Source organism: Methylomonas sp. AM2-LC, from assembly GCF_039904985.1.
Classification (GTDB): domain Bacteria; phylum Pseudomonadota; class Gammaproteobacteria; order Methylococcales; family Methylomonadaceae; genus Methylomonas.
Genome location: NZ_CP157005.1, coordinates 1241121 through 1253908 on the forward strand (window position 1 = coordinate 1241121; position 12788 = coordinate 1253908).

The following is a 12788-nucleotide window of genomic DNA, read 5'->3' on the forward strand; positions in this document are numbered from 1 at the left end:
AAATGATTACTAAGTCTCTTTTGGGTTGAACTAGCCAAAGTATAGGGTTCGAGGGTTTCTATTTATTGCTAAATCAATGCCTCTGTTTGTTAAGAGGGTAAAATTGAAATAACGCTAGGAATATTGTTATGCGTCTGGTTTTGAAAGTGATTACATATAAAAGCTTGCCGGTATCAAAAGAAATAAGGGTTGAATATAGTCAGGATGGCGGCAGCATAGGACGTAAAGCTGATAGAACAATGGTTCTGGAAGATAACGATAAAATTGTTTCTGGACAGCATGCCGATATATATTTTGCTAATGGCCATTTTTTTATTAAAGATACCAGCTCAAACGGCACCTATCTGGTTAAAGCGGGGTTAAGTTTGAGTAATGCCGAAGCGGTTTTGCAACCGAATGAAGTATTACGAATTGGTGAATATGAAATTCTGGTAGACATGCTTGCCGATGAACCAGCCCCTATAGATTTGAATAGTTTTTCAGGTGGACCTTTTGCAAATACACCCGCACCGTTTGCTGAGCGGCCCATGGCTTCTCCTCAATCTGACAGTGGGGATTTTGCTTCGTTCTTAACTGGGATAGATACGCCATCCGCTTGGGGCGATGGCATGGAGTCTTCTGGGGATTTAGGCGTTTTTAGTCAACGTCCATTTTCAGATGATTTTGAAAGTGATTTAAATGCAGTCAGTGGCTTAAGTGGTACAGGGCAAATGCATTCACCTTTTTCAACATCTGGCCCAGCGGGAAATGAAAATATTTCCAATTTTTTAGCCGGGATTGATGCTATTCCTGCGTTTGGAGAAGCAAACTCGCAATTATTGAGTAATGAATCTTTATCTGGCGATCCTTTTGCAAGTTCAACACCGAGTCCAGTGTTTTCTTCAACAGAGCTGAATTCTGGTTCTGTGATGCATGATAACTTTACGCCGCCTGCTGTGTTTGAGACACCCTTAAGTCCGGCACCCGATATGGCGAATTTTTTTGCCGGTTTGGATGCTTCTGCTCCCAATATAGAACCAAAGACCGAACAGAGTCACTTTGAAACTGTCAGTCCTCCGCCCATAATTCCAGTCGCTACACAGACTTTTTCTCAGCCAACAACGCCGCCTACACCAGCGTTTGTAGCACCTCCTGTGGTAAGTAGTCATGCTTCTAGTAGTGCTACGCCGCTAGATATTTCGCTTATGCAGCAATTTCTGACAGGCGCAGGTATTAGGGATGCTAATTTTTTACCCGCCGATAATTGTGCTGAGGCCATGAAAACTGCCGGTATTTTATTTCGATTGATGGTGGAAGGATTAATGGATGTGTTACGAGCCAGAGCAGAGATGAAAAGTGAATTTAGGGTTTCTGTTACCACGCTACGTTCCGTTGATAATAACCCGCTTAAATTTAATCCTGATGTAGAAAGTGTTTTAAAATTATTGATGGGACCGCATAATTCAGCTTTTATTAAGTCAGAAGATGCGGTAAAGGGAGCGTTTAAAGATATTAAATACCATCAGTTGGCTATGACGGCTGGTATTCAGGCTTCCTTGGCAGAAATTCTGCATAAATTTGATCCTGATGGATTTGAAAAGGTGTATGCAGAAGGCTTAGTATTCCAGAAAAAGACTAAGTGCTGGGAGCTTTATTGCGAAAAGTACCCAGAATTCAAGTCGATGGCGATGGAAGAGTTTTTTGGGGAAGAGTTTGCAGACGCTTATGAAAAGCAAATGCAGTTATTTGCCAGATCATGAGCAATATTGGGTGTGAATATTTGCTTGTTCTGCAATATTTATTCTTACATATCACGAGAGTCTAACTAAATTATGTCAAGCAATAACAGAATTGTATGGTCAGAAGGAATGTTTCTCAGGCCGCAGCATTTTCAGCAACATGATCGCTATATAGAAAGTCGTATTCATGGTCGCTGCCATGGGATCAGGTCATTTGATTGGGGGTTCTCGTTATTAAAACTAGATAGTCCGCAATTAGCTATAGGTAAACTAGTATTGTTGGAAGCCAGAGGGATTTTTCAAGATGGTACGCCATTTTATTTACCTCATGAAGATGAGTTGCCTCTGCCACTAGATTTAACGACTGGTATAGCGAATGAAATTGTTTATTTGGCATTTCCATTAAGCCGTCCAGAAGCTGCTGAAGTTGATAGCGAAACAAGTCCAGAAGGCTTGGCGCGATATAGAATTGCTCACAGAGATGTAAAAGATAACAATGCGGGGTTTGATGGCTCTTATCCAGTGCAAGTAGGGCATATTCGTCCCAAATTAATGTTGCACAGTCAAGAACGCTCTGGGTATTTGTGTTTGGGTATTGCCAATGTTATTGAGGTAAGGGCGGATAAAACTGTAGTTCTCGATGAAAAATATATTCCCGTGGTTTTACAATCTGTAACCAGTCCTATATTGAGTGGGTTTTTGCGTGAATTACACGGCTTGCTTCACACCAGAGGAGAGGCGTTAGCGTCGCGCGTTGCTGGTGCTTCTCAGGGGGCAGGAGTTGCAGAAGTTGCTGATTTTATGTTGTTACAGACTATCAATCGATATGAACCTGAATTGGAGCATTTTGCTAAACATGCCTACTTACATCCAGAAAGCTTGTTTTCGCTGTGTTTACAATTAATGGGCGATTTATCGACGTTTTATCGACCAAGTAAACGCCCTGCGCAAATACCGGGCTATCAGCATGATGATTTGCGTAGTTGTTTTATACCCTTGATTGAAGAATTAAGGCGCTTGTTGAGTATGGTACTCGAACAAAATGCAATCCAGTTACCACTCAACAAACATAATCAAAATGTTTATTGGTCGGCCAGACCAGAGAGCGGTTTGTTAGATAATGCAATTTTTATTCTTGCTGTAGGCGCGCAAGTATCTTCCGAAATGTTAAGAACACATTTTCCTCCACAGGTAAAAATAGGTCCGGTAGAAGAAATAGCACAATTGGTGTCTTCTGCTTTACCTGGTATTCCTATACAGGCTTTGCCAGTCGCGCCTCGACAGATACCTTACCACGCCGGATTGTCTTATTTTGAATTAGATAAGCAAAGTCCTTATTGGAAGAAAATGGCAGCTGCAGGTGGATTTGCTTTTCATATTGGTGGCAACTTTCCGGGGTTAGAACTGGAATTCTGGGCAATTAAAAAAGGGTGATGAGTGATGGCACAAGAAGGTCCTTTCAATAACGACGATAAAACCGTACTCCGCCCAACACCGGGAGGCCGTATTTCTGCGCAGCAAGCTGCACCCCGCAATCCAGCGCCACCACCCCAAGCTGTTAGTGATGTACTTATTGCAGAGTCTTTAAGCGGGGATAAGTCGGGATCTTTTCTGGCTTTGTCGGCAGGAATTTTGTCTTTGGCGGCCAGATTGCGTGTCACTGCAAGTTATGATGCTGTTAACGAATTGAAGCAAAAGCTGGCCAAGGAAGTCAGCGAATTTGAGCGGCAGTCGCTAGCGAAAGGCATTCAGCAAGAAAAAGTGCGTATGGCCAGTTATGCCTTGTGTACTTTTCTGGATGAAGTTATTCAAAATACGCCGTGGGGAGCACAAAGTAATTGGGGGCATCAAAGCTTACTGATCTTGTTTCATAAAGAGGCGTTTGGTGGTGAACGGTTTTTTCAAATTATTGATAATGTGGTTAAACAACCTGCACAAAATTTACAGATTATCGAATTTTTTTATGTATTACTGAGTTTTGGCTTTGAAGGCAAATATCGATTGATCGCCAATGGTATGAATAGCCTGGAAAAACAAAGACAGGAACTGTATCAATTAATTCAAAGAGTCAGTGGTGATTATGTTGCTGAATTATCACCTCGGTGGCAAGGACAAAATACAAATCAGAGTTCATTAATCAGCCATTTGCCATTGTGGGTGTTTGCCAGTGTTGCGGCTGGTTTGTTATTACTTTGTTATCTTGGGTTTTCGTATGCTGTTAATACTGCGTCTGATCCGGTTTATACAGAAATATTAAAATTAGCCAGAGATCCTGCGCTTGCTTTATCTGCGCAGCCAAGCATGCCGGTCAGCCAGCCAGTATCCACCCGGCCAAAATTAGAGCGCTTTAAGCCGTTGTTGCAGAATGAAATTGCCAATAATATGGTGGAAGTGGTTGATGATAGTATTTTGCGTATTCGCAATTCCTTTCCTTCAGGTAGCGATCAGGTTAAGCCGGAGTTTATCCCCATGCTGAATAAAATAGCCAAGGAGCTTGAAAGTCAGCAGGATTCAGTGCTAATTACTGGACATACCGACGATAAACGCATTGTTTCAGCAAAATTTCCTTCAAACTGGCATTTGTCGCTGGCGCGTGCCAAGAATGTGCTAACAGTTTTGCAAGAAACTGCACATTTAACCGCTGCGCGGGCTGAGGGGCGGGCAGATGCCGAGCCTCTTGCTGCTAATGACAGTGCCGAAAATCGCGCCTTGAATCGGCGTGTCGACATCTTGGTAAAGTGAGAAATCCCCAATGAATCAGATTATCAGCTTTTTTAAAAAGTCTTGGGTTATTGAATTAATCGGTATTTTAGTTTTATCGGTTTTAATTTGGTTTGTCGGCCCTTTGATAGCCATTGCTGGCAGTGTTCCCTTAGAATCAGTTTTAAGTCGTCTAATCTTTATTCTGATCATAGTTGCATTATGGATACTTTATAGGGTTATTAAACATCTGCAATCTGCAAAACGTGATAAACAGTTAATGGAGGACTTATCTGGGGGTGGAGCCGGTGAGAACGATCCAGCGTCACTTTCAGTGGCTGAACTGGATGTCTTGAACCGTGGTTTTCTGGAAGCCTTAAATCTATTAAAGTCAACGCGTAATAAAAAAGGCGGTAAACAGTTTCTGTACGAACTGCCCTGGTATGCGATTGTTGGAGCGCCTGGTTCGGGTAAAACCACAGCATTGATCAATTCTGGTTTACATTTTCCATTAACTGAGCGGCTGGGTAAACACACCGTAAAAGGTGGCGGTGGCACACGTGATTGTGATTGGTGGTTTTCAGATGAAGCGATTCTGTTAGATACTGCTGGTCGTTACACCACTCAGGACAGTCATCAACAAGTAGATGCAAGTGCTTGGCACGGTTTTTTACAATTACTTAAAAAATATCGCCCACGACGTCCATTGAACGGTGTGTTTTTGGCGGTAAGTATTAGTGATTTGTTGCAACAAAGCGAAGAAGAATCAATGCGCCATGCAACTGCTGTCAGAAAGCGGATAGCTGAATTAAATGGCCAACTGGGTGTTAAATTACCTGTGTATGTATTGTTTACAAAAGCAGACTTATTGGCCGGATTTACTGATTTTTTTGCAAATTTAACCGAGGCTGAACGTAATCAGGTTTGGGGCGAGACGTTTGTATCGGCGCAAAATAATGACGATTTAGCTGTCGTTTTACAGCAATTTGAATTTAGCTTTGATGAATTAATTCAACGTTTGTTGCAGCGTAGAATCAAACGATTGCAGGACGAGCGTGATGTTCAGCGTCGAACGGCTATTTTTGATTTTCCGCAACAGATGATTTTGCTTAAACCCGCTGTCACAAGATTTTTGGATGCGGTGTTTTCTGCAAATCGTTATGAAGAGCCGTTTCACTTACGGGGTGTTTATCTCACTAGTGGTACTCAGGAAGGTACGCCCATTGATCGGATTATGTCGTCTTTGGCGGCAAGTTTTAGATTAGATAGACAGTTACAACCCCTGATGAGCGGGCGTGGGAAAAGCTTTTTCCTGCAGACTTTACTTAAGCAAGTGGTATTTCCTGAAGCAGAGTTGGTGGGTGTTGATCAAAATATCGAACGTCGTTATCGGTTATTAAGCTATGCCGCTTATGCGGGTACTTTTGCTGTACTGGCAATTGCTTTGATTTTTTGGGTAGTCAGTTTTACCTCTAATAAAGCCGCGCTTGCAGAGGTTGAAAAGCAGGTTGAAATTTATCGAAGCACTAATCTGGTTGCCAGTGATACACGCTCAGGTTTTGCCGCGCTGCTGCCTAAATTAAATGCACTGCAGACGGCGAAAGAGGTGTATCCACAAACGGGCTGGAGTAGCGGTTTTGGTCTTTATCAGGGCGATAAAATAAATTCAGGTATAGAAGTAGCTTACGAACATTTGTTAAGAGAAAGTTTTGTACCCTTGATTACTCAGCGTTTGAAAGAGCGCATGCAAAGCAGTGAGGGGGGTAATCTGGATGTTCTTTACCAATTGCTCAGTGTGTACTTGATGTTTACAGATCCTAGCCATATGGATGCCAAATTGGCACAACCATGGATTAAACTGGATTGGGAAAGTTTGTTTGCGAATGATGTTACAGCACAAGCCAGTTTACAAAAGCATTTGGATAATTTGTTGGCTTTAAAGTTGGATCCTGTGACTGCCGATAGCAGTTTTGTTGACGCGGTCAGAAATAAATTGACACAAATACCTTTGGTTAATCAGGTATATAGTCGTTTTAAAAGTGAATCGTTGTTAGATCATGATCATGATGTAAATGTTGGTGCGCAATTATTACCGAATGGCAGTCGGGTATATATGGCTGCTTCTGCTAAGGAACTGGATAGTGTTGTGGTCCCCGGTTTGTTTAGTAATTATGGCTATGTCGAACAGTTCTTGAAAAAAGGCATGGATTATGTAAAGGAAGCTAACGATCAGAATTGGGTGTTGGGTGTTAAAGCTCAGGATAATCAGTTAGAAGTTGATCGTCTTTATGGCGATTTGAAACGTTTATATCTGGCGGAATATCAAAAAACCTGGGATGGTGTGATCAGTAATGTTAAATTCAGGCCGCAGCCTACTAATAACCAATTGGTTGAAACCTTGGATTTATTGTCGCGTCCAGATTCGCCACTGAAAATGTTGTTGGTATTGGTTGAAAAAAATACCGCATTAAGCAAATTGTCGGCAGAATTAAGTAATACTTTGGCTAAATCTGCCGGTGCGGCCTTGGCTGTACCCGATTCGGCACAAAAGCTGTTGTCTATGGCAAAACAAAATAGTAATGTTGGGGTTGATCCGGTTAAAACCCTGGAGGCTTATTTTGAGCCGTTTAATATGCAAGTTAGAGGCGGGGCAGATAAACCCATGCCCATCGATTCAACCTTGGCAACCCTTAAAAATTTGCACGACTATCTGTTGCAAGTGGGTTCTGCACCCAATAGTATTTCTAGCGAAGCGGCAAAATTTGCCGGTGGGGGTATAAACCCTATTCAGGCTGCTAAGCAGGATTTTGCGCGGTTACCTGGCCCTGTTGCGGCTTCTTTGTCTTCCTTAACGAGTACCGGCGGCGAACAAATTAAGAATGGTGCAAAAGGCCAGTTGAACGAGTTGCTCAAGACAGCCGTTTCCATACCTTGTAAAACTGCATTGGCTGGTCGATATCCATTTACTGCAAATGCTCCACAAGATGTGTTGATGGCTGATTTTGTTAAAACCTTTGCCAGCAATGGGGTGTTAGATCAATTTTTTAATACTAACCTGAAAGCATTTGTTGATACCACTGCTGCAGAATGGAAAGAAATGGATTCTGATAAGTCTTTGGGCTTGTCGCCTGTTAGTATTAAGCAGTTTCAGATGGCTGCAAAAATTCGCGATGCATTTTTTGCTTCAGGGGGTGCGGCCCCTTCTGTTTCATTTGAACTTAAACCTTTGGATCTGGATAGCCGTATAGGTACGTTTAGACTCACTATAGACGGGCAAGAATTAGTTTATCGACATGGCCCTGAACAATTAACCAAGTTTCAATGGCCGGGAGCCACCAGCTCAGGGGTAAGAGTCGTATTTGAAACACTGGATGGAAAGCAATTTAGTCGCTCTAAAGAGGGGGCCTGGGCATTATTCAGAATGCTATCAGAATTTAATATTGAGCGAACTGCCTTGCCTGATAAATTTAATTTAACCGTACAGGTTGAAGGCTATAGTGCGCATTTTGAATTGCGAGCGGCTAGTGTGAATAATCCATTTGGTATAGCGAATTATCAATCATTTCACTGTCCGGAGGACCTATGAGCAAAGCTGAGAATGCCAGCCTCGGGTTTTATGGAAAAATACCGGCATTAGGTGACTTTGTTAGTCGGAGATTATCAAGAGCTTTTATAGATACTTGGGATCAATGGTTACAATCAGCAATGCGCTCTAGTCAGCAAACACTAGGTGATGATTGGTTATCGATTTATTTAGTGAGTCCCATTTGGCGCTTTGCACTGAGTCCTGGTATTTGTGGAGCAACGGCATGGGCTGGTGTGGTTATGCCCAGTGTGGACAGAGTCGGTCGATATTATCCGTTAACACTGGTACAGAGTATTGATGCTCAAGCTATGTCATCTCTTTTTTTGCCCGAGTCTGATTGGTTTGATCAGTTAGAGGATCTGGCTCTTTCAGTTTTAGATGAAGAATTTGATTTTGATAACTTTGATCAGTTAGTCGCTGGGTTGTCACTCGAAAATCATTTACACCCTTTATCGTTTGAAACGCCGATAACTGAAAGTTTTGACCTAACACTGGGGAAGCAAGCATTTCGCTACGATATGGATAATCTTAATCAGATTTCAGGCGTTTTTTCAAATCTTAGTCTGAATTTGCTGGGAAAATTATTTCCGAGTTATAGTTTTTGGGCAAGTACCGATGGACAACTAAAAAAGTCCAGATTTTTATGTTGCGAGAGTTTGCCTCCCATTGATGCCTATGCCAGTTTTTTAAATGGATTGCCTCAGCATCCGATTTGGAAAATGCAGACACACCAGCATAAGCCACATCAGCAATTAATTCCGGTTGTAGATCTACCTTCAGTATTGTCAGCGCCACCCATGGAAATGAATAGGTCTGTTGCTGTTACGTCAGGTTGGGTTTCATTTGGCATGACAGTGGTAGGTAATCATCGAAAACATAACGAGGATGCCATGCTTGATAGTCCCAAAACTGGATTGTGGGTAGTGGCAGATGGTATGGGTGGACATCATGCAGGCGATGTTGCTAGTCGTTCGATTGTAGACGCGCTTGCCATACTTGAACCCTTTACGAATATTGAGCTACAGTCTAATAAAGTTTGTGAGAGTCTTAAGCAAATTAATACTGATTTATGTAAATATGCTGCAAGTATTAATCAAAACTGTGTTGTAGGTTCAACAGTAGTGATTTTATTGGCTCAAGGTAATCAATGTAAAGTGGTGTGGGCCGGGGATAGTCGTTTATATCAATTTCGGCAGGGCAGATTAAAACAAATTAGCCGTGATCATTCCATGGTCGATGAAATGATGATAGTGCATAATATTAGTCGAGAACAAGCTTCCCTTCAGGTTGGCGCAAATGTGATTACTCGTGCTATTGGTGGTCATGCGGAGCTTGAGTTAGAAGAAATTCCATTTTTGGCTGAAGCGGGTGATCGTTATCTGCTTTGTAGTGATGGTTTAGATAAAGAATTGTCTGAGGCCGAAATTTCTGTGCTAATGATGAGCGGAAATTGTCAGGAAACAGTGGAGAATCTTATTAATCTGGCCTTGGCTAAAAATGGACGTGATAACATTACCGCAATTGTAGCTGATTTTTTGTAATAAATTGTTTTATAAGTGTATTTTTTTATTGGCTTTGTGGGGAGTTTATAAGGCCATATTAAATATTTAATATCAAGTACAGACATTGAATTGGATTATAAATAATGTTAGCATCTGGGTTATTAATTAAGTTCATGGGGAGGATGTATGAAAACTAAATTAAATACCTTGTACTTGAGTATCGCGGCTTTGTTGGTATTTCCTTGTGCAAACGCTGAAGAGTTGAATATTGGAAAATCAACTGCAACCAGTACAGAGATTATTTCTCACTTTACTACTCCTAGTGCTAATAGTACTGATAGTGCAGCGCCTGCTGCTACAGATTCTGTTGATGATGCTGATGATATTTCCGGTCAGATTTCCAGTAATAAAAGCCGTAGTTTGGTTATTAAATCAACTGAGCAAAAAAACAATAAGTCTGTAAAGCCGGGTAGACCCGCTATTATTGATGTGGCAAAAACACAATCAGATGAAGTCGCCGTTTCCATGCAAGTTTTGTTTGATTACAATTCTTATTATCTGAGCGAAAAGGCAAAAGAACAGTTAGTTCCTATTGCCCAAGCTTTGTTATCACCTGAAATGAAAGGAATGCGCTTTCGTATTGAAGGTCATACGGATGCTGTAGGAAGTGATGATTTCAATAATAATTTATCACTACGCAGAGCGGAAGCCGTAAAGGAGTTTTTGACACATGCCTATGGCATTAGTTCAGATACGATTGAAGTGGAAGGTAGAGGGAAAGCGGGTCTTGCAGATCCTACTGCGCCTACCAGTGAAACTAATCGGCGTGTCAGGCTGGTTAAAGTGGGGGGGTAAACAGTTTATAGGTTGGTTGATGTTTAATATCAATCCAGCCTGCTTTACGCAACCGATTGCAGTTATGCAAAACTAGCTGGCTCAAATTGGTTAGAAATGTCCATCATATAATAGATTTCTAATGTCCAGCATAGATGAAGATAAAACCTTACTAGTTTCGGATGTGGGGCGATTGCAAAAAGTTGATTCGCAAAATGCAGAAAACATTTTAAAAACTGAGCTGCCAGCGCAGAGTGTAATATCGCCCGATTTAGTAAGTAATAACCAACCTGAGTTAGGCATTGGTGTGCATGCAGAAGAGTTTACTGCCATTGAATCGATGGAAGTTAATCAAACTGAAGCCATCGTTTTGGCGTCTGATATTCAAAATAGGGTTGTTTCTTTTGAAAATGAGGCTACCCAATTAGAAAGTAATTTTTCGTCGAATACCAGTTTAACATCTGCTGTTAAAGTGAGTATTGCCGATGATAAAACAGAGCTGAGTCAAGTTTCTACGCCACCTAATCAACCTTCTGCCATGGCCGATACCCAGTATCAAACTATAGAAAATCAAGGTTCTGAATTGCAATCAGTACAGTTGGCAATTGGCGATGTGCTCAATAAACGCTTCGAGTTGGTAGAAAGTTTGGGCAAAGGTGGTATGGGGATGGTTTTTAAAGCTCTGGATTTGCGCAGAGTGGAGACTAAAGCCCGTAATCCGTATGTTGCTATCAAGGTGCTGAGTCCTGAATTAGCCAGTAATCATTTGTTGGTCGCTGCACTGCAAAGAGAATGTGAAAAAACGCAAGCATTGGCGCATCCAAATATAATCAGTGTTTATGACTTTGATAAGGATGGCGAGTATGTGTTTATGTCCATGGAATTTCTATCTGGACAAATACTGAGTGATATTATCAAGGAATCGGCTTTGGCTGGCGGCGTAAAATTGGCGCGGGCTTGGCCTATGATACGAAAAATGGGCGAAGCCTTGGCTTATGCTCATAAAAAGAACATAGTGCATCGCGATTTTAAACCCGCCAATGTGTTTGTGACCGAAGAGGGCGATATCAAGGTACTAGATTTTGGTATATCCACTAAAATTGAAACCTCAGAAGCAGAAGCTGTTGATATGTCAGGCGAGATTGATACACCTACACGCTTGGTCAGTACCGGTTTAACACCGACTTATGCCAGTCTGGAAATGATACGCGGCGAATTGCCAGATGCGCGAGATGATATTTATTCCTTTGGTTTAGTGGTTTACGAATTACTCACGGGCCAACATCCGTATGCCAGGCGCTCCGCCGATCAAGTATTTTATGATCAGCAGATCAAGACGGGTAAGAATAGCTTGCAACCCGTTAAAAAACTAAGTCGTCGGCAATGGTTGGCTTTGAAATCAGCTTTAGAGTTAATACAAGCCAAGCGTCCGAGAAATCTGGATGAATGGTTAAAAGAATTTGATCCTGCGGCAAAATGGTCGCTGACCATCTTGGGCGTTATTGGGTTGAGTAGTTTTTTAATCATTGGTTTTGGTGTAAATTGGTGGATGTCAAAAAATCCCCCTGTTACCGAAACTGTTCAGGCCCCTGTTACTTTTAAAATACCCTTGGCGAAACCGTGTTGCGAACAACAAGCTCAGGTGGGTGGGGAAGTATCATTGGATGGTACAGCTTCACAGTCTGGGGATGGTGATGCAATAAGTTACTCCTGGCGCTTGGCGCAATTACCAGAAGGCAGTAAAGCTATTTTGCAAAATGCTAATTCTGCAACACCGAAATTTTTGCCTGATAAACCCGGTTTGTATCAAGCGGAGTTATTTGTCTGGGATAAGCATAATTCCTCGTTACCAGCCAATGTTGCAATTACGGTAACCGGGGTTGCAGCTATCCAGCCGCCTGTTGACCTTACTACGGTTGAAGGCGTGGTGTTTTTATCTGTTGGAAAGCCCAGTTATAAAGTTGGTGATGAGCTTAAGCTGCTTATTCATATGACAAAAACAGGTTATTTGCGTGTTGCTTATCTGAGTTCTTCTGGCGAGATTAGTGAGATTTTGCCTAATCCGTATCAGACGGGCCGCGTTAAAGCAGACACTGATTATCAGGTACCACCAAAATCGGGGAAATTTAAGTTGGAAGTTGGTGGCCCGGTGGGCGTGGATAGGATAGTGGCTGTGTTTAGTGAATCGCCATTGCCTACAGTTGAGAATGTGATAGATGCCAATGGTGTGGTGGTTGCCGAATTGCAGAACCAAAACATAGTTTCTAAAATGATTCAATATAATGTGGTGAGATAATTTGACTATGGCATCACAATAATTTAGTGTTAATTGTCACTTTTTTTTAGACGTATACTGTTGTAAGCTAGATGCTAGTAGCCAGGTTTGAGAAATAGTTCACATAATTTTATACTTGGCGAAGTATTTATAGTTAAGGATGTTTTTGATAC

The 12788-nt window shown here is 41.8% G+C and carries 7 protein-coding genes; all 7 read left to right on the forward strand.

Features of this window, described 5'->3' with window-relative positions; translation table 11 throughout:
• Window positions 1-128 precede the first annotated feature (128 nt).
• The 7 genes from tagH to ABH008_RS05720 all read left to right on the forward strand — a co-directional run bounded on the left by tagH (window position 129) and on the right by ABH008_RS05720 (window position 12636).
• Entirely contained in the window at window positions 129-1739 is a 1611-nt protein-coding gene (gene tagH, locus ABH008_RS05690) for a type VI secretion system-associated FHA domain protein TagH (RefSeq protein WP_347988887.1), read from the forward strand.
• A 72-nt stretch (window positions 1740-1811) separates the two neighbouring features.
• Complete coding sequence (gene tssK / locus ABH008_RS05695) at window positions 1812-3152, forward strand: type VI secretion system baseplate subunit TssK (RefSeq protein ID WP_347988888.1); 1341 nt, start codon at window positions 1812-1814, stop codon at window positions 3150-3152.
• A 6-nt stretch (window positions 3153-3158) separates the two neighbouring features.
• The gene (icmH, locus tag ABH008_RS05700) at window positions 3159-4460 is read left to right on the forward strand and encodes a type IVB secretion system protein IcmH/DotU (RefSeq protein WP_347988889.1); all 1302 of its coding nucleotides are present in this window, start codon (window positions 3159-3161) and stop codon (window positions 4458-4460) included.
• A 10-nt stretch (window positions 4461-4470) separates the two neighbouring features.
• Window positions 4471-8004, forward strand: a complete 3534-nt coding sequence (gene tssM / locus ABH008_RS05705) for a type VI secretion system membrane subunit TssM (protein ID WP_347988890.1) — start codon at window positions 4471-4473, stop codon at window positions 8002-8004.
• Window positions 8001-9545: a type VI secretion system-associated protein TagF gene (gene tagF / locus ABH008_RS05710; RefSeq protein WP_347988891.1), complete on the forward strand. Its 1545-nt coding sequence runs from the start codon at window positions 8001-8003 to the stop codon at window positions 9543-9545. Before tssM ends, tagF begins: the two co-directional genes overlap by 4 nt.
• A gap of 147 nt (window positions 9546-9692) precedes the next feature.
• A complete protein-coding gene (locus tag ABH008_RS05715) occupies window positions 9693-10361 on the forward strand; it encodes an OmpA family protein (protein ID WP_347988892.1) in 669 nt (222 codons plus the stop codon).
• A gap of 121 nt (window positions 10362-10482) precedes the next feature.
• Window positions 10483-12636: a protein kinase gene (locus ABH008_RS05720; protein WP_347988893.1), complete on the forward strand. Its 2154-nt coding sequence runs from the start codon at window positions 10483-10485 to the stop codon at window positions 12634-12636.
• The last annotated feature ends 152 nt before the right edge of the window (window positions 12637-12788 follow it).